Genomic DNA, 23094 nt, shown 5'->3' on the forward strand with positions numbered 1-23094 from the left:
CTCTTGCGGTCCGGCGAGGGCCGGGCCAGCCGAGAGGGCGGCAACGGTGGCCGCCAGTATCGCGGCCTTAGAAAAACTTGTGCTGCGGGTCATGGCTCTTGCCTCGGAAGGGGGTGACGTGCAGGCGGTCGGCGTCGCTGTCGGCGAGGCCGATCTCGGCGTTGGAGAGATAGCAGGCCGGGTCTTCGGCCCAGGGGTTGCCGGTGAGCTGCAGGGCGCGGATGCGGGTGTTGCCGCCGCAGACATCCTTGAGCGTGCAGGCGCCGCAGCGCCCCTCGAGCGGGCGCGGGCGGGTGCGCAGGGTGGCCAGCATCGGGTCGTCGCCGGTCCAGAGTTCGGAAAACGGCGTGGTTTTCACGTTGCCGACGGTATAGTCCGACCAGTAGGTGTCGGGGTGCACATTGCCCAGAAAATCGATATTGGCGACGCCCAGCCCCGAGGAGTTGCCGCCCCAGGCCGCCAGATGGCTGCGCACATGGGCGGCCTTGTCGTCGTCGAAATTGCGGCGGATCCAGTCGAGGAAATAGCCGGCGTCGGCGTCGTTGTTGCCGGTGACGATGTCGAGGTAGTGGCCGCCGTTGACCGAGTTCCAGGCGCGATCGAGCAGAAGGTCCATGCCCCTGCGGGTGCGCTGGTGCTCGGCGTCCTCGCCGCGGTTCTTGTCGCCGCGCCCGGCATAGACCAGATGCGACAGGTAGAACTTGTCGACGCCCTCGTCGTCGCAGAGCTTCAACAGGTCCGGCAGGTGGTGCTGGGTGCCCTCGGTGAGGCAGAAGCGCAGGCCGACCTTGACGCCGCGCTTTTTCAGTTCGCGCACGCCGCGCAGGGCGGCGTCAAAAGCGCCGTCGACGCCGCGGAACCAGTCGTTGGTGGCGCCGATGCCGTCGATCGAGATGCCGACGTAATCATAGCCGATCTCGGCGATCTCGTCGGCTTTCTCGCCGAAGATCCTGGTGCCGTTGGTCGACAGCGCCAGCACCCGCACCAGTTCGCGGGCGCGTTTGGCCAGCGGCGTGAGGTACTTGCAGTCCAGTGGCTCCCCACCCGAGAGGATCAAGGCCGGGACGCGAAAGCGGCCAAGATCCTCAAGGGTGTCCCTGGCTTGCTCGTGGCGGAGCTCGCCAGGGAAGTCGACATCGGCCGATACGGTATAGCAATGTCGACATTTCAGGTTGCAGCGCCGGGTCAGGTTCCAGATCACGACCGGTTTCACCGGCCCCTTGCCGCCCCGCACGCGCACCGGCGTCGGGTTCACCAGCTGGTTCATATATTCGGTGAGGCGAAACATGCGCTTACCCCTTCTTGCGGAGCCGCAGCCCCGTCTTTTTCAGAATTCTGGTCGAGACCAGCACGTCGCTGGCGCGCAGGGCGTCACCAAGGATGTCCCGGATGCGGGCGCGCTTTTCCTCGACCTCTTCGCGCGAGGAGCCGTGCACCATGGCAAACAGGTTGTAGGGCCAGTCGGGCAGGGCGCGCGGGCGTTCGTAGCAATGGGTGACAAAGGGCAGGGCGCCGATCAGCGCGCCAAGCTCGGTGATCCGGTCGTCGGCGACATCCCAGACCGTCATGCCGTTGGCGGTCATGCCCAGCTTGTAGTGGTTGGGCGCGGCGGCGATGCGGCGGATGACGCCGCTGTCCTTCATCGCCGCGAGACGGGCGGTCAGCGCGGGCTCGTCGATGCCGAGCGCGGCGGCGACCTCGGCATAGGGTTCGGCCACGATCGGCAGCCCGCCCTGAAGCGCTTCGATGATTTGGCGATCTGTTGCGTCCAGTGTCATGCCGCGACCCGAAACCCGATGTAGAACTCTTGCAGTTTGGGAAAGCAGTGCACGATGTGCCCGGTTTCCCGCTCGATGGCACGGGCGGTCTCGGTGATCCCTTCGGGGGTTTCCGTTGCCAGAACAAACCACATGTTCAGCCTGTGCGCGCGTTCATAATTATGCGCCACCTCGGCATGCGCATTGACTTTTGTCACGACCTCTTCGAATTCCGCCTGCGGAATGGCCATGGCGCACAAACAGAAGGCACCGCCCATGGCCGCTGCATCAAAAAACGGCCCGAAACGGGTGAGGTAGCCCTGTTCGCGCAGCCGGGTGATGCGCGCCAGCACGTCCTCCTCGTCAAGGCCCAGCCTTGCGGCGACGGCGGCAAAGGGGCGGCTGTCGAGCGGCAGATCCTCTTGCAAGAGGTTGATGAGGTCGCGGTCGCTGCGGCTGAGATCGCTCATGCTGCCACCTCGGGCTTGGCGGTGATCATGGCGCCGGTCTGCTTGAAGCAGCGGGTCGAGAACAGCGCCTTGTGCGGCACGCCGCGCAGTTCCGGCAGGCTGGCGGCATTGGCCAGATGCTTCAGCGCCTCGAGCCGGCTGCGGGCGTGGATCATCGAGTAGAGCCGATAGGGCCAGACCCCGGCGACCGGGTTGCGTTCATAGCACAGGGTGACGCCGGGCTGGGCCGCCAGCACCGGGCCGGCATGGTTGATGCGGTCGCTGGGCAGATCCCAGACCACCATGGCGTTGGAGCGCCAGCCGAGCGCGCGGTGGCGCACGATGACCCCGAGGCGCGAGATGATGCCCGAGGCATGCAGCAGGGCGATGCGCGCCAGCACCTCGTCCTCGTCGCGGCCGAGCTCGGCGCCGAGCCGGGCAAAGGGGCGTTCGACGAAGGCCAGCCCCCGGGTCAGGGCCTGTAGCAGGTCGCGGTCGCCCTCGGCGATCACCGAGGTGTCGGCCGGGCGCGGCACCGGCGGCACGCCGGGGGCCTCGCCGCCATCCATGCGGAAGCCGAGATCGACGTTGAAGGGGCGCACCAGGCGCAGGTCCATCACCCGCAGGCCGGTATTGGCCTCGATGCGCCGGATGGCGGCATCGACATAGGCGCGGTCGGGGCCGGTGACCACGAACCACAGGTTCCAGTGGCCCTCGCGTTCGTAGGAATGGTTGACGCCGCGCTCGGCGCCGATGATCGCCGCCACCTCGTCGACCTCTTCGGCGGGGGCGGCGACGGCGGCAAGGGTGCTGGCCGAGATGGTGTTGGGCGCCAGCGTCGCGCCGACACGGGTGATGCGCCCGCTCTGCCGCATCCGGCTGAGCCGCGCCAGCACGTCCTCTTCGGGGATCGACAGGGCCTCGGCCAGAACCGCGAAGGGCTGCGGCACCAGCGGCAGGTCACGCTGGAAATTGTCGAGAAGATAGCGGTCGATGGGATCGGCGACGATATTCATGGATCAAAGCCCCGTTCTGTGCGCACGCGCGGTGAAGAAGATTCCCGACGGGCTGTCGGCATCAAATTCTCGTATCTTTTCAAATGTATGGGTGTCGTAGATCATCACTTTTCCGGCGTCGCGGACGCTGATCCAGATCTCGTGGCCGCGCGGGGTGAACTCCATGTGCAGCACGGCGGGGCCGGGTTTGAACTGGTGCACCACTTCCTTGGTCAGGCTGTCGATGACCTGAATGGTGTCGTTCAGCGGATGGGCAAAGTTGACCCAGACCTGACGGCCATCGGGGCGGGCCATGGCAAAGACCGGCTGGCCATAGGTCTGGGTGCGGCCGGTTTCGGTCAGCGCGTCGGCGTCGATCCACAGCACCTCGTGGTGGCCGACGGCGGGCAGCACGAACTCGGCGCCGGTATGGGCCCAGCCTTCGAGGTGGGGCATCTTGTAGACCGGCATCTCCTCTTGGCCGCGACCATAGCCCGGCAGCACCCGGATCGGTTCGGGGTTGTCCTGCCAGAGGTCGAGCGCGGTCAGACCGTCTTCGCCAAACAGGCCGGTGATATAGGTGCGACCATTGGCGGTAATCAGCGCGTCATAGGGGTTGGCGCCCATGTCGGGGATGCGGGTGATCTTGGGGGCGTCCTGCGACATGTCGGCGATCCAGGTCTCGCCGCTGTCCCACATGGTGAAGACAAAGCGGCGGCCGGGGGCATCCACAAGGCCGATGGTCTTGCTGTCGGTGGGAATGTCGAGCACCATCTCGAGGGTCTCGGCATCAAAGATGCGCACCCCGCCGGGTTCGTAATTGGAGACCGCCACCAGTTTCCCGTCATCGGAGATGGCGCCGCCGATGGCATTGCCGGCCTGGACCACGCGGTTGGCGATCTGGCGGGTGACGATGTCGACCTTGGTCAGCCCGCCGTCGCGGCCAAAGACATAGGCGAAACGCTCATCCGGGCTGTAGACCAGCGAGGCATGGCTGAGATCGCCCAGACCCTCGATGCGGGCCAGCGCGGCGCGCTCGGACTGGTCGATCAGCAGAACCGAGCCGGTGGCGCGTTCGATGACCAGCCCCAGATCGCCGGTGGCGGTGGGTTCGGCCGAGGCGGTCGAAACGAAAAGCGCAGCCATCAGGCCAAGGGCGAGGGATTTCATTGGGTGTCCTCCGGGTTCAGGAGATAGCGCGCCACCCAGTCGGCCTCGGCCTCGGTCATCAGCGGGCGCCAGGGCGGCATGGCGGTGTCGGGGATGCCGTCGAGGATCACCGATTTGAGAATGTCGACGTCATAATGCTCGATGGTTTGCGGGCGCAGGTCGGGGCCGAGCCCGCCCTTGAGCGTCAGCCCGTGGCAGGAGCCGCAGTCCTGATGCACCAGACGTTTCAGCGCCACCGGATCAAGGGGTTCGCTGGCCGTCGCCGCCCCGCCGGCCGCGAGGGCGGCGACAAGGGCCGCCCGGCCGATCCAGGAACGGTATGGGCGCCGCTCAGCCATTGGCGCGTACCGCATCGACCGGCAGGGCATGGGGGTTTTCGACATAGAGCGACACCACCTTGCCGATGATGAACAGGGTCGGCGGCTTGAGGCCGGCATCGCGGGTGTCCTCGGCGATGCGGCCGAGGGTCGAGATCATGCGGGTTTCGCTGGCCGAGGTGGCGCGCGAGATGGCCATCACCGGGGTGCCGGCAGAGAGGCCCTCGGTCATCAGCCCCATGGCGATCTGGCCGATGTTGGCGACCCCCATGTAGACCACCAGCGTGGTGTCGGGATCGGCGAGGCGCTTCCAGTCGAGATCCAGCACCTTGTCGGCCTGGCGGTGGCCGGTGACATATTGCACCCCGGTGGCAAGGCCGCGATGGGTGAGCGGCACGCCGGTCGAGCAGGAGGCGCCCTGGGCGGCGGTGATGCCGGGGGCGTATTCGACCTCGACGCCATGCTGCATCAGATAGAGCGCCTCTTCCGAGCCACGGCCGAAGATCATCGGATCGCCGCCCTTGAGCCGGCCGACTCGGCGGCCAAGCAACGCCTGTTCATGCAGGATCTCGTTGATACGCTCCTGCGGAACCGGGTGGTTGCGGGGGCATTTGCCGACCGAGATCATCTCGGTGCCGGCGGGGATCAGCGCGAGAATCTCTTCGGAGACCAGCTTGTCATAGACCACGACGTCGGCCGCCTTCAGCATGTTCAGTGCGCGCAGGGTCAGCAGGTCGGGGTCACCTGGACCGGCGCCGATCAGGAACACTTTACCGGGCATGGGGAATCTCTCTTCGTGTCTGGGGTTTTCCGGGGCGGCTTCCGGCGGCAGCAAGGGGGCGGCCCGCATGCGAAACGGGGCGGCACCTTTCGGTGAAAGACCTAGCTGGGGAATCCTTGCGTCTCATGAGGGCAATCTGGCGATTTCCCCCGGTCGATGCCTTGACAAAAGTTAAGGCGCGCCACTTTTTGCCGCGCACCTTATTATTAGAATAATTCTAGTGTTTATTGGTGACCACCGGGGCAGCAGATCCGCTGGCCGGGTCGGCAGCCCGCCCTAGGGGGTGACGGTGACCATGCCGATCATGTCGTGGCTGTCCCAGTGCGGGCCGCAGAGATAGTCCTTGGCGCCGGGTTCGAGAAAGGTGAACTCGATGCTTTCCTCGGGGAAGGCGCGGTCGGATTCCGGGGTGCCAGACTCCTTGACCAGAACGCTGTGGCTGGTGCGCTTGTCGACATTGACCCAGCGCACGGTGGTGCCGGCGGGCACGGTGATCGCGGCGGGGCAGAAATTATTCTTGTACATGGTGACCACGGTCACGCCCTCGGCCTCGGAGGAGGGGGCGCCGAAGATCTCGGCATAGCGCTCTTCGGCTTCGGCGCAGAGCGCGGTCTGATCGGTCTCATCGGCGAGCGCCGGAGCGGCAAGGCCGAGCGCCAGGGCGGCGGGCAACAGGGATTTCAGATGGGTCATGTCGATCTCCTTACCATGAAAGCGCCGGTGGCCGGACCTGCCGGCCCTTCTAGCACAAAAAAAGCGGCGGCCGGAAGAACCGGCCGCCGCAGCTTGCGAAAACGTGATTTACTGGGCGGCCACGTTGATCTGGGCCTCGGCATCGTCCAGTGCCATCGTGGTGTTCAGCGTCACGTGGTGGTACCGGGCCGCGGCATAGTCGTCGTGGATGGCGAAGCCGACGGTATAGGTCTTGCCCGCTTCCAGCGCCACGTCACCGGGGGCGCCCGAGTTCAGCGGCCGCGAGAAGACCACCGTCCACATGCCGCCCGACAGGCTGGCCTGCGAGGCGATCTCGCCCTCGTTCTCGATCCGTGCGTCCAAGAGGTAGCCGTTCGAGCCGCTGCCGTCGGCATAGACCCGCAGCAGGTCCATGTAGGTGCCGTCGGCGAGATACTGTTCGATCTCATCGGCCGATTTCAGCTGGTCCCAGCCGCCCTGAGGCTTGCCGCGACGGCCCTTGACCTCGATCTTGCTCCGGCTTTCGCTCAGGTACTTGGTGATCGTGCCGGTGGCCTTCAGACGCTCGGCCACCTCGCCGTTGGCGGCGATCGCCTCGGCGCCCGGGTCGAAGGGCATGAAGGTGTTGTCGGCGTGGCAGGTCGCCCAGCAGCCCGCCTGATCCCCCATCTCGATGCCGGTGCCGGTGATCATCATGGCGACCTTGATCTGATTGTCGGGGTCCATCTTGCCGCCATCGACGAAGGGCGCGGGGTTGTGGCCCGCATCCGGCCATTGCATGCGCACATAGAGGTTTTCACCGTCATGGGCAGCCTGCACCGAGGCATTGATGACGCCGCGCTTGCCGGGGATCGGGGTCGGCTCAAGCTCGCCATCCTTGCCGCCACCGCCGGCGACGATCTTGTTGCCGATGGTCTCGAGTTCGGCCGCGTGGCAGGTCGAGCATTTGTCACCGCCCTTGGTCAGCGGACGCGCGCCGCCGTGGGTCTTGCCGTTCTGCACCCATTCGAACGAGGCCTGTCCGGGGTAGAACAGCGACAGGTCGGCGCCCGAGACCGCGTTCCAGTCGATGCCTGCGCCCACCGTGTCGCCGGCATCGGCGCTTTCGGTAACCTCGCCGGCGGCCTTGGCCTGTTCCTCGGCGCGGGCCGCTTCGACGGCTGCGGCGATCTGGGCCTGAACCGCGTCGCGTGCGGCTTTTTCGGCGGCTTTGGCGGCAGCGGCCTCTTCGGCCTCCTTGGCTTCGATGAAGGCCAGGCTGTCAAGATAGGCCTGCGGGATCTCGCGGATGAACTTGGGGTTCGGGGCTTCGAGAACCTCGAGGTATTCATCGTCGGCGCGGTCGCGGATGTTGCTGTGCGCGATGCCCTTGTGGCAGTCGATACAGGTCTGGCCGACCTCCATGGCGTTGAGGTGCTGACGACGCGCGCGGGGTTTCTGGAACTCGGGCATCATCGATTCGAAATCGTGACAGTTGCGGCATTCCACCGAGTCGGTGGCCTTCATCCGCTCCCATTCGTTCATCGCCAGATGGATCCGCTTGGCCTCGAATTTCTCTTCGGTCGAGATCGTGCCCATGACCTTGCCGTAAAGCTCGCGCGAGGCCTTGATCTTGCGGATGATCTTGTGGGTCCAGTCCTTGGGCACGTGGCAGTCGGAACAGACCGCGCCGACGCCCGAGCGGTTCACGTCGTGGATGGTGCCCTTGTATTCCTCATACACGAAATCCTCCATCTCGTGGCAGGAGATACAGAAGGGCATGGTGTTGGTGGCTTCCATGGCGGTGTTGAAACCGCCCCAGAAGATAATGCCGGCCACAAAGGCCACAAGCACCCCTCCGATCGGCATGCCCAGAAGGACATAGCGTCGCCACAGGGGCTTTTTTTCGTCTTGGCTGGTCTGGGTCATCTGTCCAGGCTCCGTTTGGCTCTGATTTGGCCCTGTTGGTCAGGGCTTGCTGGTAGGGATTGCAAGGAGCGGAGGCTGAGGTCGGGACCTGTCCCGACGGGCCGGGGCTGCTCCGGTCGTTACAATCCTGCATCTTGGGTGCAAGGCAGAAGGGCGGGCGCTTGGCCCGCCCTTCGCTAGAGGTTTCAGGTCACGATCAGGTGACGTGGTTCGAACGGTTGTAGACGTTGAACTTGCCGGTCGGAGCGTAGAGACCTTTGACGCGGCCGATCTCTTCGAGCGTCTTGGCGTCGTAGATCACGATCTCGCCGTTCGGCTCTTTGGAGTCGGACAGGTTCCACTTGGAGACCCAGACCTCGGTACCGTCGGCGTTGAATTCGAAGTGAACAGCGGCGCTGCCTTCGACATCAGTCACCTGGATCGTTTTCACGATCTCGCCGGTCTCTTTCGAGATCACCTGCACCGATTGCTGGATTTCAGGCTCGGGGTGTTTGGTTTGGTCCGCCCAGATGTAGTCAGAGTTCGGGTGGGTCCGCACAAACAGGCCAGCGCCGTCGGTCTCGGTCTCGTAGCAGATCTTCCATGCATTGTCCGGGTGGCCGGCCGGGTCGTTACCCCAGACGGTCACGGTGCCCACGCCAAGGTGAGTGGTGCCGGCAACCGGGCCACAGTTCGGATCGTTCCAGTTGGCGCCCGGGCCGGGGTGCGGCAGGGCGGCAGTGTCGATCATCGCTTCGAGCTTGTGGGTCTTGGTGTCGACCACGACCATCTTGTTCGAGGCGTTCGCGGCGATCTGGAAGTAACGGCCTGTCGGATCGAAGAATCCGTCATGCAGGAACTTGGCCGAGTTGATCTTGTCGATCGCCAGGTTGTCGAGGTCGGTGTAGTCGACCTGCCACAGCTGGCCCAGCTCTTTCACGGCGACGATCCAGGTCGGCTCGTTCGGCGTGGTGTAGATGGCGGCCACACGGGCTTCTTCGACATATTCGCCGTCCACGTTCACGCCGCGGGTCGAAACGACCTTCAGCGGTTCCATGGTCTGCGCGTCGACGATGGCGAAGTGCGGCGGCCAGTAACCACCACCGATCACGTATTTGCCGTCGCCGGAAACCGCCACGTCGCGGGCGTCATAGGCGATCTTGACTTCCGAAACCAGCATCTTGTCCGGCGTCTGCCAGAGGTCGATCTTGGTCATCTTGCCGTCGCGGCCCATGGTGTACCAGAAGCGGCCCGGGTTTTCCGGCTCTTCCAGCTTGTGGTGCTCGGAGGCTTTCAGCACGTGCACGGCGTAGCCGGTCGGGATGTGGGTCAGCACTTCCTTGGTGTCGCCGTCGATCACGGCCACCTTGCCTACGTCACGCTCGATGACGACGAAGAAGTTTTCCCAGTTGCGGCCGTGCAGCGGCTCGGTCGGGTAGTCGGCTTCTTCGACATAGACCTTGCGGGTCTCTTTCATCTGGGCCAGCGACATCTCGGGCGGCTTCGGCGCTTCCATCTGGATGTAGGTCGCCATGTCCTTGATTTCCTGCTCGGTCATGATGTCCGAGAAGTTGTTCATCCCGCCTTCGGTACCCCAGGCGATGATTTTTTCAAGGCGTTCCTGACCCAGTTTCAGCGTGCCACCTTCGGTGACGGTGCCGTCTTTGGCGGTTTTTTTCCAGTAGGGCAGCAGGTTCTTGCCGGTTGCGCCCTTGCGCAGAACGCCGTGGCAGCCCGCGCATTGTTCGAAATAAAGCTGTTTGGACGCTTCGAAGGCTTCCTCACTCAAGGTGGGGCCTTCTGCGAGCGCCGGGGCAGCGGTCGAGCCAAGCAGGAGTGCGAAACCGACTCCGAGTGCCCGACGAGATTTTTTGTAGGTGATTCCAAGCGACATGATCACTCTCCGTTTGCTGGTGAGGCAGGCTGGATATGCCCCGGATGGCGGGGCGGTATCCTTGACTTTCGTTAATTCGGCTCTCGAAAACGTGAGGAGGGTGCGGAAAAATTCAGAAATGCCGTTGATAATTGTCAAGTGAACCGGTTTGCCGCTGGGCGGCGTGGTGGCGGGGATTTCCGGCAGGTTTCCGCGGGATCACAGGCAATGGTCTGATAAACAAAGAAAAATATCCTGTTCACGGGCAAGTGAAGGCGGCCCTGCGGCAAAAGCCCGGCGGCTTTGACTTTTGTTAAGAAGACATCTTCACGGGGGCTTACACTGGCAGGCGCGCGTTTGGCCGCAGGCGAAGCGTGCATCAGGACAACCAGTGGAATCGCTCCGCGCCGCGCGGCGGGCGGAGATCAGGGCAGGAGAAGCGCGTGACGGTCATCAAGCGGGTTCTGGGCGAGGGCTTCAGGGTGTTTTTCCTCTGTGCCGGTCTTTACGCGGTATTCGCCGGGGCGATCTGGGCGATGTGGCTGCTGGCGCAGGCGCGCGGCGCCGAGCTGGCGCTGCCGGTCGCCGACCCGCAGATGTGGCACGCGCACGAGATGATCTTTGGCTATGCCGGGGCCGCCATGGGCGGATTCTTCCTGACCGCGGTGCCCAACTGGACCAACACCCCCGGCGCGCGGATCGGCTTTCTGTCGGTGGCGGCCGGGCTGTGGTTGGCCGGGCGGCTGGCGATGTGGGGATCCGGGGTGCTGCCGGCGCCGCTGGTGGCGGTCGCCGATCTCGGATTCGTGCCGATCCTGTCGCTGAAGATCGCCAGCCAGCTGATCAAGCGGCCGAAACCGCAGAACATGATGTTCCTGCTGATCCTGACCCTGCTGTGGCTGGGCAACCTCTTCGTCCACCTCGAGTGGCTGGGGGTGATGGCCGACAGCGCCGGGGCCGGGCTGCGCGCCGGGCTGTTCGCGCTCTGCGCGATGATCGTCGTGCTCGGCGGGCGCATCACCCCCGCTTTCACCCGCAACGCGATGAAGCGCGAGGGTGTGCCCGAGGCCGGCTGGCCGGTTTCGGTGGCGCCGCTTGAGAAGGCGGCGCTGGTGCTGGCGCTGGCGCTGCCGATCTCGGTGCTGATGGGGGCCGCCGGGCTGCCGGAGGCGGTCGCCGCCGTGGTGGCGATCCTGCTGGGGGCGGTGCAGTTCATGCGGCTGCTGCGCTGGCGCGGCGGCTGGACCCTGCGCCAGCCGATCCTTTTTGCGCTGCACCTCGGGCTGGCGATGCTCGGGGCGGGGCTGATTCTCTGGGGGCTGGCCGCATTGGGCCTCGGGCAGGAGGTCGCGGCGCTGCATCTTCTGGCCATCGGCGGCGTCGGAGGCATGACGCTGGCGGTGATGAGTCGCGCCGCGCTGGGCCATTCGGGGCGGGCGCTGATCGCGCCGAAACCCGTCGCCCTGGGCTATGGTCTTCTGGCGCTGACGGCGCTGCTGCGCTGGGGCGCGGGCCAGTGGGCGGGCGAGGGGTATTTCCTTGTCATGGCCGCGATCAGCCTCTTGTGGACCGTTGTTTTCGTGTTGTTTTCCATGTGCTTGTGGCCTGCGCTGGTCAAGCCGAGACTAAGCTGAGCCGCCCCTGCGGCGCCGGGTTCCGGCGCTGCTGCGTGCCCCTGCGCCACACGACGTCCAATCCTGAGAAATAGGCTTATGTCGGGAATATCTTGACTTTTGTTAAGGCGGATCGGCGGGACTTTGCCGATAAGGGACTGCATCATCAACCAAGGCGCAAAGGAGAGCCCAATGCGCGAAGTCATGACCAAAAGCATGGCCCGGAACATTTTCTACGGCGGGTCACTGTTTTTTATCATCATCTTCCTGGGACTATCGTTCCACTCCCATCGCTATATCGTCACCACCTCGACCAATGTCGAAACGCTCACCGAGAGCGTCGCGGCCGGCAAGAAGGTTTGGGAAGATAAAGCTTGTATCAACTGTCACACGCTCATGGGCGAAGGCGCATACTTTGCACCCGAACTGGTGAACGTGATGACCCGCTGGGGCGTCGATGACGACCCGGAAGGCGCGTTCGATGCCATGAAAGGCTGGATGGAATCCCAGCCCACCGGTATCGAGGGACGCCGCCAAATGCCCCAATTCAATCTCAGTGACGAAGAAATTCGTAACCTGGCCGACTTCTTCCTGTGGATCAACACGATCGACGCGCAGGACTGGCCGCCGAATGATGCGGGTTAAGGAGGTCTGAACCATGAAATACAAATCTCAGAAAATCGCTCTTGTCTACTTGGCCGTGGCCATGGGCCTGTTCGCGATCCAGGTTCTGGGTGGCCTCCTGGCCGGCTGGATCTATGTCTCGCCCAACACCCTGTCCGAGCTCTTGCCGTTCAACATCGTGCGCATGCTGCACACCAACTCGTTGATCGTCTGGCTGATCCTCGGCTTCTTTGGCGCCGCCTACTTCCTGATCCCGGAAGAAGCCGAGCGTGAAATCCACAGCGAAAAGCTGGCCTATATCCAGCTTGCGATCCTCGTGCTGGGCACGCTGGGCGTGGTGGTGACCTATGTCTTCAACCTGTTCGAGGGCCACTGGCTCTTGGGCAAGGAAGGCCGCGAGTTCATCGAACAACCGAAATGGGTCAAGGCCGGCATCGTCGTCGCGGCGCTGATCTTCCTCTACAACACCACAATGACGGTGCTGAAGGGCAAGAAGACCGCGATCACCAACATCCTGCTTCTGGGTCTCTGGGGTCTGGCGCTGCTGTTCCTCTTTGCCTTCTACAACCCGCACAACCTGGCGCTGGACAAACAGTACTGGTGGTACATCGTGCACCTTTGGGTGGAAGGCGTCTGGGAACTCATCATGGCCTCGATCCTGGCCTACCTGATGCTGAAGCTGACCGGTGTTGACCGCGAGGTCGTCGAGAAGTGGCTTTACGTGATCGTTGCCGCCGCCCTGTTCTCGGGCATCCTCGGCACCGGCCACCACTACTACTGGATCGGTACCCCCGGTTACTGGCAGTGGATCGGCTCGATCTTCTCGTCGCTGGAAGTCATCCCCTTCTTCGCCATGATGGCCTTTGCCTTCGTGATGGTCTGGAAGGGCCGTCGTGACCACCCCAACAAGGCTGCCCTGCTGTGGTCGCTTGGTTGCGGTACGCTGGCCTTCTTCGGCGCCGGTGTCTGGGGCTTCCTGCACACGCTGCACGGTGTGAACTACTACACCCACGGCACGCAGATCACTGCCGCCCACGGTCACCTGGCCTTCTACGGTGCCTATGTCTGTCTCAACCTGGCGATCATCTCCTATGCGCTGCCGATCCTGCGCAACCGTGATCCCTATAACCAGGTTCTCAACATGGCCTCGTTCTGGCTGATGACTTCGGGTATGGTCTTCATGACCTTCGTGCTGACCTTTGCCGGCACCATCCAGACCCACCTGCAGCGCGTTCTTGGCGAATACTACATGGACGTGCAGGACCAGGTTGAAATCTTCTACTGGATGCGGTTCGGTTCCGGTGCGGTCGTTGTCCTTGGCGTGATCCTCTTCGTCTACGCGATGGCGGTTCCGCGCAAGGAAATCATCGAAGCCGGTTCGGCTCAGAGTCCTGCGGAGTGATGGACATGGACGGTTCAATGAACCCCAAAGCGAAGGGGGCGGCTGACGCCCCCTTCTACCTCGCGCAAAGCGACGAATGCGACGTGTTCGAAGCCGCTTTTGCAAATGAATTGCCGGTGCTCCTGAAAGGGCCGACCGGCTGTGGCAAGACCCGCTTTGTTGCCCATATGGCAGCGAAACTGGGCCGCCCCCTCTACACGGTTGCCTGCCATGACGATCTGGCCGCAGCCGACCTGATCGGGCGCTATCTGCTCAAGGGCGGCGAGACCGTCTGGGTTGACGGGCCTCTGACGCGCGCGGTGCGCGAAGGCGCGATCTGCTATCTCGACGAAGTGGTCGAGGCACGCAAGGACGTGACCGTGGTGCTGCACCCGCTGACCGACGACCGTCGCATCCTGCCGATCGACCGGACCGGCGAAGAACTCGAAGCCGCCCCCGGCTTCATGCTGGTGGCGTCCTACAACCCCGGCTATCAGAACATCCTCAAGACGCTGAAACCGTCGACACGGCAGCGTTTCATCTCGGTCGAATTCGACTTCCCGGCACCCGATGTCGAGGAGAAGGTCGTGGCCGAGGAAAGCGGTCTGCCGCTCGAGCGGGTGAAACCGCTGGTGCGGCTGGCGGGCAAACTGCGCGGCCTCAAGGGGCAGGACCTGGAAGAGGGCGTGTCGACGCGCCTCGTGGTCTATGCTGCCACCCTGATCGCGCAGGGCATGAGCGTGGATCGCGCGGTGCGCGCGGCCATGATCGAGCCCCTGACCGATGACGAGGATATCAAACGCGGCCTCTTCGATCTTGTCACTGCTGTCTTTGGGTGAGGCCGGCAATGGCTAAGATCGAATTTGAGCCATGGGAGCCCGAAGAAACGGTCGGGAAACTGTGGCACAATTTTGCCAGTCGTCTTGATGCGCCTGAGGCGCATGACGAGGCCGCAGTCGACCTTTCCGAGGTCGGCGGGCGACTGGCAGTTCTTTTCCGGGGACTGGGGGGCAGCGCCAATGTGGAGCTGCGCCCCGTCTCCAACGAGGTGTCGCGCCACCGGCTGAGCTGGCGGCGGCGCCTCGGCACCGAGGTCGAGGCCATGCCTCGCACCAGTTTCGACGGCGAGGTTCTGCGCCTGCCGTCGCGGCTGGCGGTGCTGCCGAGCCGCGAGGCCAACGGCGCGCTTTACGTCTGGCTGGCGGCCTGCGCTGCCCATGCGCCGGAGCGTATCGAAGAAGAGGATCCGCTGCGCGCGGATCTGGCCAGCCTTGCCGCATCACGCCGGATGGTCGCGGCCACGCTGGAAAACGCGCCGGGGATGCGCCCGCTTTACGAGGCGCTGTGCCAGGGCATCCTGCATTACCGCCCCGCGCTTGACCTGCCCGAGGACGAAGACGCCGTGGAAGCGGTGATCCGCAACATGCTGGGCGATCAGGCCAATCTGAGTGGGTTGGCAGGGGATTTCGAAGCCGCCAGCCAAGTGTCCGGCAAGCCGCTTGATCCCGCGATCACCGCGCCGCTGCGCTATCAGACCTTCCGCCCGGTGCCGCTGTGGCCGGAACTGCGCCCGGTGCAGTTCTCGGAAGGCCACGAGGTCGAGAACCGCGAGACCGAGGGCACCCCCGAAGAGGGTGACAGCAACGAGAAGACCCACCGCGCCCGGCGTCGCAAGTCCGATCAGGCCGAGCGCAACGACAGTTTCATCCTGCACAAGTTCGAGGCGATCCTGAGCTGGGCCGAGTTCCTCAACCTCAACCGCCGCGTCGACGACGATGATCCCGACAATGCCAAGAAGGCGGCCGACGATCAGGACGAGATCGGGCTGGGGCAGATCTCCAAGGCGCCGCCGACCAAGCTGAAGCTGCATCTCGACCTTGCCCCCGAGGATGTGGACCGCGAGAAGCTCTCGGGCAAGGTCATGTATCCCGAATGGGACGTGCGCTCGGGCCAGTATCTGCCCGACCATGTCTGCGTGCTGACCAGCGACGCCGAGGCCAAGGAAGAGAACCAGGCCTATGCCGAGGATCCGGCCGCCGCCCGCCGCATCCGCGCCGTCAAGCGCCAGTTCGAGGCGCTGCGTCCGGGACGGGTGACGACGCGCGGCCATCTTGACGGCGACGCGCTGGACATGGATGCCGCGGTGCGCAGCCAGGTCGACCGCATCGCCGATGGCGAGGGCTCGGACCGGGTGTGGCTGCAATCGCGCCCCGAGGCCCGCGATCTTGCGGTGTCGATCCTGCTGGATGTCAGCCGCTCGACCGAAAGCGCGGTCTGCGGCCGCGCGGTGATCGACATCGAGCGCGAGGCGCTGGACGCGCTGGCCTGGGGGCTGAATGCCTGCGGCGACAGTTTCGCCATCCACGCCTTTTCCTCGCTGAAGCGCCAGCGCGTCTACATCCAGAAATGCAAGGGGTTCGACGAGCCGATGAGCAAGCTGGTCGAACAGCGCATCGGATCGCTGCGCCCCGGCTTCTATACCCGGCTCGGGGCCGCGATCCGCCATGTCTCGGCCGATCTTTCCGAGCAGACCCGCAAGCGGCGGCTGCTGCTCGTGATCACCGACGGCAAGCCCAACGATCTTGACCATTACGAGGGCCGCCACGGCATCGAGGACACGGCGATGGCGGTGCGCGAGGCGCGCCGGGCCGGGCATTCGGTCTATGGTGTCACCGTCGACCGCGACGGCAAGTCGTGGTTCGCGCGGATGTTCGGGCAGGGGGCGTTTTCCATCGTGCCCGACCCCGACCGGCTGATCTATGCGCTGCCGCAGATCTACAGACAATTGGTCACCGGATGAGCGACGCCTCTGCTTCGATGCTGGACGAGCTGCCAGGCGAGCTGATGATGTGGGTGCTCATCATCAGCGAGCTTCTGGTCTTTGGTGCCGGTCTGGCGGTGTTCCTCAGCGTGCGGCTGACCGATCCGGTGGGCTTTGCCGAAAGCCAGGACTATCTGCATCGCACCGGCGCGGCGCTGAACACCATCGTGCTGGTCTCGAGCGGGTTTCTCGCCGCCTATGCGCTGCGCTGGCGCGAGGCCGCGCAGCGGCTGAAGGCGCGGCTGGCGCTGATCGCGGCGGCGCTGCTGGGGGTGGTGTTCCTGATCATCAAGGGGGCCGAATACGCCGACAAGGCAGCCCAGGGCATCGGCCCGGAAACCAATGCCTTTTTCACCTTCTACTACCTGCTGACCGGCTTTCACGCCGCCCATGTGGTGGCCGGGATCGTGATCCTCTTGCTGGTCGCCTGGAAGGACGAGCCGCGCAACATCGAGACCGGCGCCGCCTTCTGGCACATGGTCGATCTGGTCTGGGTGCTGCTGTTCCCGGTTGTCTACCTGTTGGGATGAGCCATGACACGTGATCTTCTGACCCGCGCCTGGATCTGGCTGATCGCCCTCAGCGGCGGCTCGGCGGTGGTGGCGCTGTTCGTCGAGCAGGGCATGGACCGGCGCATCGCCGGCGGGCTGATCCTGCTCTTGGCGCTGTTCAAGTCGCGCACCATCCTTGCCCGCTATCTGGGGCTGGCGGCGGCGCCGTCGTGGCGGCGCGGCTTCAACCTTGTGCTGAGCTTTTACTGCGCCCTGCTGCTGGGGCTTTACCTGGTCGGCGGCACTACGCTTTGAAGGCCGCCGCCAGATCGGCCGGCAAATCGAACTCTTGCAAGGCGCGTTCGCGTGCCTCGGCCGACATCTTGCGGGCGGTTTTCTCGACGATGCTCAGCACCTTTTCGGGGGCGTGTTTGGCCGCGAAGGGTGCGAAATACCACTTGATGAAGGTGAAACAGATCACGTCTTGCAGCGCCTGCACCAGATCGTCGCGCTTGATGCCCTGCTTGCGCAGCATCTTGCCGGTCTGGTCGATGGCGTCGCTGTCATAGCCCTCGGCGGCCATGATCTCGCCGACGCGGGCGGCGTGATGCTCGGCCAGATCGCGGCGCCACTTGAGATAGCCGGCGCGGCCTTCGGGGTAGTCGGCGCGTTTCAGCACCCAGCGCTCGATATGCTGGCCACGGGCGGCGATTCGCAGCGTCTCGTCGGCCTCGGGGAACAGCCGGTCGCATTCGGCGCTCATGCGCTGGCCGTAAAGCAGCGCCTCGGGCTGATCCTCGTCGCGGCGCGGATCCAGCGCGTTGGCGGCGTCGATGGCGGTCAGGGTGCGGGTCAGTCTGTCGGTCATGTCAGCTCTCAGCCGTCGTCTTCCACATAGGCGCGCAGGGCTTCGGTATCGGCGATCAGCGCGTGGTTCTTCTTGATGCTCACGCCGACCGGCTTGAGGCGCGAAAAGGCGCGGCTCAGGCTTTCCGGTTTCATTCCCAGCTTGCCGGCAATCAGCACCTTGTCATAGGGCATGGTCACTTCGCAACTGCCGGTTTCCGACTTGGAGAGCCCGAGCAGGAATTCGGCGACCCGCTGGGCGCCGGTCTGGGCCTTGAGCTGTTCGAGCTGGGCGACCAGCGAATGCAGGTGGTTGAACGAGGCCGACAGCATCGACAGCCCGACCTCGGCGTCGCGCTTGATGAGGTCGATCAGCACGTTCGAGGGGATGTGCATGACCTCGCTCTGGGTCGCGGCCTCGCCCGAGACCGGGTAGGGCTTGTTGCGCAGCGCCACCGCCTCGCCGAAGCTTTCGCCACGGGTGAAGACGCTGACCACCGCCTCGCTGCCGCTGGGGGTCATGCGATAGAGCTTGACCCAGCCGTCGAGGACGATGTGGATGGCATTGGCTGGCTCGTCCTGAAGGAACAGGGTCTCGCCGCGATCATAATGCCGCCACATCGCCTTTTGCATCAGCATGTCGACGTGTTTTTCCGGCAGGGAGCGGATCAGGACCGAGTTGCGGGCAATCGCCTTGTGGATTTCATGTGGCACGTCGCGTTTTCCTCTGGCGGATCGGCGCCCGGAGCAGCGCCGCCCCGGCCGTATCATGTCTCTAGCTGGGCAAGTTCCTAACCGAGACCCGCGCCGGGGTCCATGCCCGAGGGGCAGGTTCTACGCTGCGGCAGGGCAATGGCGGGCGGCGGGAAGGCGCCCCCCGAGGAGCTGGCAGGGCCCGGTGCCGGGGGGAAACAGGGGCGCTTAGGGCCGGCGGGGCGGCCAAGTGCCAGTCAGGCAAGGCGCAGCGGTCGGATGCGATTTTCTGAATGCATTTCAGTGGCGTGGCCGCAGGGCCGGCGCCGCGCGGCGCATCCCTGTGGCTTCGCTGCAACAGTGGCGGGCGGGTGCCCGGTCAGGCGCCCTGCCTGTCCGTCTTGTTCATGGCGGCGCGGCACCAGTGCAGGATCTCGGCGGTCTCGGTGGGCAGCGTTTCGGCCATGCCGGCGGTGAAAGTGTCGAAGGCGGCGCGGGTTGCCGGTGTCACCCCGACCAGCACCGGGACGTCGCGTTCCAGCGCGTTGGCGATGGCGTCGCGGAACCCGCGGCCGTCGGCTTCTTCGGGGCCGAACTTGTTGAGCACGAAAAGCTCGGTGTCGTCGGCGGCGCTGCTTGCCACCGCCGCCACGGCCTCGACGATGGCGGTGGGGTTGAGCCGGCAGCCCAGCGATTCGCCGCCCAGGGTCTGGGTGATCTTGATGGTGCGCTCGGTGGGCAGGACGCGCACGCTCATGTCGCAATGGTGGCTGTCCTCGGGCTGGACCTCGTCCAGCACCTTGACGATGCCCGACAGGCGGGCGCCGGCGGCGACCAGCGCCGCCGCGGTTTCCGAGATCAGCCGGTCGGTCTCACCGCGCCCCTCGGCGCTGACGATGCCAATTTTCATCCTGTCTCTCCTTGTTCAGGCCGGTTCAGGGCCGCTTCAGGCCGCCGCGCCGGACCAGTCGGCGCCGCGCGCCCCGGTCAGGAAGCCGTCCGACAGCCGCATGCCGCCCGACAGGCGGACCAGTTCGGCGGCCAGGGTCGCGGCGTCAATAGCACCGTTCAGCCGCTGGCGGTAGAGGTCACATGTCTCGGCAAAGCCCTTGGACTGCGGCGACAGGCGCAACGCCTTGACCCCGGCCTCGCGCAGGGGTTCGATCTGATGCGCCATGCTGGCGCAGCTGTCGGACAGGGTCTGCACCCCGTTCATCGACATGAAGGGCTGACCGTCGGTGGTGTCGACCTGAAGCCCGTCGGGGTCGTCCTCGCAGGCAAAGAGGCAGTTGTCCTTGATCCGGCCATGCAGCCGCGCGTGGTAGCAGCGCCCGGAAATGGCCAGCGGGATGCGGCCGTGGCCCCAGACCTCGATCTCGACCCCGGCCTCGGCCCCGGCGCGCGCCAGGGTGGCCACCGATGCCAGCGGCAGTTCGGGGGGCAGGCAGATGCGGGTGGCGCCGCGCGCCGCGAGCCAGCGCAGGGTGCCCTCGTTATAGACATTGACCAGCGGGCCGACGCTGAACTTGGCCCCCTCGGGCAGATGTGCCAGCGCCGTGAGATCGTTGATCTCGACCTCGACGCCGACCTCGGCCAGCGCCGCCGTGGCCTTGATCTCGCGTTTCAGCGTCACCAGCGCCAGCGAGGTCAGGGCGACCTGTTTGCCGGCGGCGGTGAGGGTCTCGAGGGCGGGCAGGATCTGGTCCTGATAGAAGGGCAGGCGCTTGGAGCAGACCAGCTCGCCCAGCACCACGCGGTCGACGGGGGCCTTGGCCAGCGCGTCGTAAAGCGCGCTCCAGTCCTCGGCTTTCCAGAAAAACTGATTGGGTCCGACGGTGAGTTCCATTTCGGTCACCTCCATGTCTTCTTGTAGGCGCCGGTGGTCACGGCCTGACCCTCGGAGAGGCGGGCCAGCATGCCCTCGGGCAATGGCCGCCCGGCATCGACGGCCTCGACGGCGGCGCGGAAATTCTTCACCACCTGCGCCACGTAAGAGCGCGAGCGCTGGCGGCCCTCGATCTTGAGCGCGGTGACGCCGGATTTGGCCAGCTGCGGGATCAGCTGCTCGGCATTGAGGCTGACCGGATCCTCGAACAGATGCGCGGTCTTTTCACCGGCGCTGAAACAGCCCTTGCACAGGGTCGGGTAGGGGGCCGGCTCATCGGCGCCCACCGCATGGATCGTGTAGCCGCCAAGCTTGGCCGAAAGCGCGCCCTGATCCTCGACATATTCGACATGGCTGGCCGGCGAGCAGACGCCGTTCATGTTGGGCGAGCGCCCGGTGGCGTAAGAGGACAGCGAACAGCGCCCCTCGGCCATCACGCAGAGGCCGCCGAAGACAAAGACCTCGGTCTCGATGTCGGTGTCCTTGTTGATGGCGGCGATCTCGGGCACCGACAGCACGCGCGGCAGCACCACGCGTTTGACGCCGAATTCCTCGCCGTAGAAATTGATGATCTCGGCATTGGCGGCCGCCGCCTGCACCGACAGGTGACGGCGCAGGTTGGGGTGATTGTTGGCGGCATAGGCCAGAAGCCCCAGATCGGCAAGGATCACCGCGTCGGCGCCGGCGGTCTCGGCATCGGCCACGGCGGCGTGCCACAGGCTTTCCGAGCCGGCACGCGGATAGGTGTTGATGGCCACCAGCACCTTGGCGCCCTTGGCATGGGCAAAGGCGACGCCATCGGCCATTTCCTCGCGGCTGAAGTTCAGGCCGGGAAAGTTGCGGGCGTTGGTTTCATCGGCAAAGCCGCAATAAATGGTATGCGCGCCGGCCTTGACGGCGGCGCGCAGCGCGGCGGGGGTGCCTGCGGGGCAGACGATTTCCATTACCACAAAAGATCCTCCTCGTGGCGTGTGAGAGCAACGCCGGTGCGGCGCTCGGCGAGGGCGATCAGCCGGTGCAGCGGGCGCGCCAGCGGGCCCGACAGCGATTCGATCTCGGCGGCGATGTCGAGTTCGGCATCGTCCACCGCGTTGCGCAGTGCCAGTGCGGCGGCGGTGTCGCCCTCGATCACCAGATCGCGTGAGAAGAACAGCGCATCCCCGTCATAGGCGCCGTGCACCAGCCCCAGAAGCGCCGCCAGCGGCCCGGCGATGCGGGCATCGGCCTCGGGCGGCTTGCGGTGCAGCGTGACGCGCGGATTGCCGGCGCGCGGCTCCAGGCACAGGGTCACCGGCAGATCGGTCGGATCGAGCAGGAAGCGCGCATTGGCATGCTCGCCAAGGCGGCGGAACATCGCTTCGTGGCGGCCGGCCATGCTGCGGGTCAGCCGGGTCAGCGCCAGCGACACCGGCGTCAGCGGCAGGAACCGCAGGGCGCGGGCCAGCGGTGACGGGAAATGCGGGATGCTTGGCTCTGGCTGATAATCCAATCCGAGTCTCGTTTTCTTGTGGGGGTACCGTTCCGCCTGCGTTTCTAGACCCTGCGGCGCCGGGCTTACTTGACCTAGGTCAAGCTGACGCAGCCGGGGGTCTGCTATTTGCGCCTGAAATCACTTTGCGAGGCCGCCAATGCGCGACATGCCGGTATTTGCCGATCTGAGAGAATTCCTGTCTTGGTGCGAGGCGCGCGGCGAATATGCCACGATCCGCGAGCCGGTGCCGCTGGAACATGGCATGACGGCGGTGCACCGGGCGGTGCTGGAACAGGGCGGGCCGGTGCTTCGGTTCTCGCATCCCACGGCGGGCGGCGAAAGGGTTGCCATGCCGGTGGTGACCAACCTGTTCGGCACCACGGAAAGGGTCTGCGCCGGGCTTGGCGTCAGCCCCGAAAAGCTCGACGAGCTGGGCGAATTCCTGGCCTCGCTCAAGGCGCCCGAACCGCCGGACGGGGCGCGCGATGCGCTGTCGCGCTGGCCGATGCTGAAGGCGGCGCTGGCGACCCGGGCCAAGGTGAAGAAAAGCGGGCCGGTGCAGGATGTGGTGCTGGAGGGCGATGACGTCGATCTGGCGCGCATCCCGGTGCAGACCCACTGGCCGGGCGATGCCGGGCCGCTGGTCACATGGCCGGTGGTGCTGACGCGGCATGTCGACAGCACGGCCGAGGCGGTGAACCGCTATAATGCCGGGGTCTACCGGGCGCAGGTGATCGGCCGCGACCGGCTCATCATGCGCTGGCTCGAGCATCGCGGCGGCGCGGCGCATATGCGCAGCTGGCACGCCAAGGGCGAGCCGATGCCGGTGGCGGTGGTGCTGGGCGCCGATCCCGCCACCCTGCTGTCCGCCGCACTGCCGCTGCCGGAAACCGTGTCCGAGCTGACCTTTGCCGGGGCGCTGGCCGGGCAGCGCCCGCGCGTGGTGCCCGCCAAGACGGTGCCGATGATGGTGCCCGCCAATGCCGAGATCGTGCTGGAGGGCTGGGTGCATCCCGAAGATCAGGCCCCCGAGGGCCCGTTCGGCGATCACACCGGCTATTACAACGCCGCCGAGCCCTTTCCGGTGATGCGGGTGAGCGCGATCACCCATCGCAACGATCCGATTTACCTCTCGACCTATACCGGGCGTCCGCCCGACGAGCCTGCGATCATCGGCGAAGTGTTCAACCGGCTGAGCCTGCCGGTGATCCGCGCCCAGATCCCCGAGATCAGGGACCTGTGGTTGCCGCCGGCGGCCTGCAGCTATCGCATGGCGGTGATCTCGATCGACAAACGCTATCCGGGGCAGGCGCGGCGGGTGATGATGGGGCTGTGGGGCATGCTGCC

The 23094-nt window shown here is 65.3% G+C and carries 24 protein-coding genes; 8 read left to right on the forward strand and 16 right to left on the reverse strand.

From position 1 onward, the window contains the following. Window positions 1-67: 67 nt before the first annotated feature. The 10 genes from nirJ to ABZD10_RS02905 all read right to left on the reverse strand — a co-directional run bounded on the left by nirJ (window position 68) and on the right by ABZD10_RS02905 (window position 9838). Window positions 68-1288, reverse strand: coding sequence for a heme d1 biosynthesis radical SAM protein NirJ (gene nirJ, locus ABZD10_RS02860; RefSeq protein ID WP_372884592.1), 1221 nt, complete (start codon window positions 1286-1288; stop codon window positions 68-70). Window positions 1289-1292: 4 nt separating this feature from the next. Continuing rightward, window positions 1293-1778, reverse strand: coding sequence for an AsnC family transcriptional regulator (locus ABZD10_RS02865; RefSeq protein WP_372884593.1), 486 nt, complete (start codon window positions 1776-1778; stop codon window positions 1293-1295). Next, entirely contained in the window at window positions 1775-2227 is a 453-nt protein-coding gene (locus ABZD10_RS02870) for an Lrp/AsnC family transcriptional regulator (RefSeq protein WP_372884594.1), read from the reverse strand. Before ABZD10_RS02870 ends, ABZD10_RS02865 begins: the two co-directional genes overlap by 4 nt. After that, complete coding sequence (locus tag ABZD10_RS02875; protein ID WP_372884595.1) at window positions 2224-3222, reverse strand: Lrp/AsnC family transcriptional regulator; 999 nt, start codon at window positions 3220-3222, stop codon at window positions 2224-2226. Before ABZD10_RS02875 ends, ABZD10_RS02870 begins: the two co-directional genes overlap by 4 nt. 3 nt (window positions 3223-3225) lie before the next feature. Further along, window positions 3226-4371, reverse strand: a complete 1146-nt coding sequence (locus tag ABZD10_RS02880; protein WP_372884596.1) for a cytochrome D1 domain-containing protein — start codon at window positions 4369-4371, stop codon at window positions 3226-3228. Next, window positions 4368-4709 (reverse strand): cytochrome c, encoded by a 342-nt coding sequence (locus ABZD10_RS02885; protein ID WP_372884597.1) that lies wholly within the window; start codon window positions 4707-4709, stop codon window positions 4368-4370. Before ABZD10_RS02885 ends, ABZD10_RS02880 begins: the two co-directional genes overlap by 4 nt. Continuing rightward, the gene (cobA, locus tag ABZD10_RS02890) at window positions 4702-5469 is read right to left on the reverse strand and encodes a uroporphyrinogen-III C-methyltransferase (RefSeq protein ID WP_372884598.1); all 768 of its coding nucleotides are present in this window, start codon (window positions 5467-5469) and stop codon (window positions 4702-4704) included. Before cobA ends, ABZD10_RS02885 begins: the two co-directional genes overlap by 8 nt. 276 nt (window positions 5470-5745) lie before the next feature. Further along, complete coding sequence (locus ABZD10_RS02895; protein ID WP_372884599.1) at window positions 5746-6162, reverse strand: plastocyanin/azurin family copper-binding protein; 417 nt, start codon at window positions 6160-6162, stop codon at window positions 5746-5748. Window positions 6163-6270: 108 nt separating this feature from the next. Continuing rightward, window positions 6271-8070 (reverse strand): NapC/NirT family cytochrome c, encoded by a 1800-nt coding sequence (locus tag ABZD10_RS02900; protein ID WP_372884600.1) that lies wholly within the window; start codon window positions 8068-8070, stop codon window positions 6271-6273. Between the two features lie 196 nt (window positions 8071-8266). Continuing rightward, the gene (locus ABZD10_RS02905) at window positions 8267-9838 is read right to left on the reverse strand and encodes a cytochrome D1 domain-containing protein (RefSeq protein ID WP_372884601.1); all 1572 of its coding nucleotides are present in this window, start codon (window positions 9836-9838) and stop codon (window positions 8267-8269) included. A gap of 527 nt (window positions 9839-10365) precedes the next feature. Between ABZD10_RS02905 and ABZD10_RS02910 the strand changes: the two genes are divergently transcribed. The 7 genes from ABZD10_RS02910 (at window position 10366) to ABZD10_RS02940 (ending at window position 17167) form a co-directional block, all read left to right on the forward strand. Beyond that, the gene (locus ABZD10_RS02910; RefSeq protein WP_372884602.1) at window positions 10366-11556 is read left to right on the forward strand and encodes an NnrS family protein; all 1191 of its coding nucleotides are present in this window, start codon (window positions 10366-10368) and stop codon (window positions 11554-11556) included. Window positions 11557-11727: 171 nt separating this feature from the next. Beyond that, a complete protein-coding gene (locus ABZD10_RS02915; RefSeq protein WP_372884603.1) occupies window positions 11728-12180 on the forward strand; it encodes a cytochrome c in 453 nt (150 codons plus the stop codon). A 13-nt stretch (window positions 12181-12193) separates the two neighbouring features. Next, window positions 12194-13561 carry a cbb3-type cytochrome c oxidase subunit I gene (locus ABZD10_RS02920; RefSeq protein WP_372884604.1) on the forward strand — a complete coding sequence of 456 codons (1368 nt, stop codon included), beginning with the start codon at window positions 12194-12196 and terminating at the stop codon, window positions 13559-13561. Continuing rightward, complete coding sequence (locus ABZD10_RS02925) at window positions 13561-14379, forward strand: CbbQ/NirQ/NorQ/GpvN family protein (RefSeq protein WP_372884605.1); 819 nt, start codon at window positions 13561-13563, stop codon at window positions 14377-14379. The genes ABZD10_RS02920 and ABZD10_RS02925 overlap by 1 nt, the downstream gene beginning before the upstream one ends. 8 nt (window positions 14380-14387) lie before the next feature. Then, window positions 14388-16340 carry a nitric oxide reductase activation protein NorD gene (locus ABZD10_RS02930; RefSeq protein WP_372884606.1) on the forward strand — a complete coding sequence of 651 codons (1953 nt, stop codon included), beginning with the start codon at window positions 14388-14390 and terminating at the stop codon, window positions 16338-16340. Continuing rightward, on the forward strand, window positions 16337-16891 hold the full coding sequence (locus ABZD10_RS02935; protein ID WP_372884607.1) for a cytochrome c oxidase subunit 3: 555 nt from the start codon (window positions 16337-16339) through the stop codon (window positions 16889-16891). The genes ABZD10_RS02930 and ABZD10_RS02935 overlap by 4 nt, the downstream gene beginning before the upstream one ends. A 3-nt stretch (window positions 16892-16894) precedes the next feature. Continuing rightward, a complete protein-coding gene (locus ABZD10_RS02940; RefSeq protein ID WP_372884608.1) occupies window positions 16895-17167 on the forward strand; it encodes a nitric oxide reductase F protein in 273 nt (90 codons plus the stop codon). Here ABZD10_RS02940 and ABZD10_RS02945 read toward each other — a convergent pair. From ABZD10_RS02945 to ABZD10_RS02970, 6 genes are all read right to left on the reverse strand, one after another. Next, entirely contained in the window at window positions 17157-17720 is a 564-nt protein-coding gene (locus ABZD10_RS02945) for a DUF4202 domain-containing protein (RefSeq protein WP_372884609.1), read from the reverse strand. The two genes, ABZD10_RS02940 and ABZD10_RS02945, sit on opposite strands and share 11 nt — an antisense overlap. A gap of 8 nt (window positions 17721-17728) precedes the next feature. Further along, entirely contained in the window at window positions 17729-18412 is a 684-nt protein-coding gene (locus ABZD10_RS02950; protein ID WP_372884610.1) for a Crp/Fnr family transcriptional regulator, read from the reverse strand. Between the two features lie 358 nt (window positions 18413-18770). Continuing rightward, entirely contained in the window at window positions 18771-19301 is a 531-nt protein-coding gene (locus ABZD10_RS02955) for a DUF2478 domain-containing protein (protein WP_372884611.1), read from the reverse strand. Between the two features lie 36 nt (window positions 19302-19337). Further along, window positions 19338-20237 carry a U32 family peptidase gene (locus ABZD10_RS02960; RefSeq protein WP_372884612.1) on the reverse strand — a complete coding sequence of 300 codons (900 nt, stop codon included), beginning with the start codon at window positions 20235-20237 and terminating at the stop codon, window positions 19338-19340. Between the two features lie 5 nt (window positions 20238-20242). Further along, a complete protein-coding gene (locus ABZD10_RS02965; RefSeq protein WP_372884615.1) occupies window positions 20243-21220 on the reverse strand; it encodes a peptidase U32 family protein in 978 nt (325 codons plus the stop codon). Continuing rightward, window positions 21220-21765 carry an SCP2 domain-containing protein gene (locus ABZD10_RS02970; protein ID WP_372884613.1) on the reverse strand — a complete coding sequence of 182 codons (546 nt, stop codon included), beginning with the start codon at window positions 21763-21765 and terminating at the stop codon, window positions 21220-21222. The genes ABZD10_RS02965 and ABZD10_RS02970 overlap by 1 nt, the downstream gene beginning before the upstream one ends. A 139-nt stretch (window positions 21766-21904) precedes the next feature. On the opposite strand from ABZD10_RS02970, the gene ABZD10_RS02975 reads away from it, so the two are divergent. Further along, window positions 21905-23094 (forward strand): UbiD family decarboxylase (locus tag ABZD10_RS02975; protein WP_372884614.1); only part of this gene is annotated, 1190 nt, incomplete at its 3' end.

The sequence above is a fragment of the Shimia sp. genome (genome assembly GCF_041624275.1).
GTDB lineage: Bacteria > Pseudomonadota > Alphaproteobacteria > Rhodobacterales > Rhodobacteraceae > Shimia.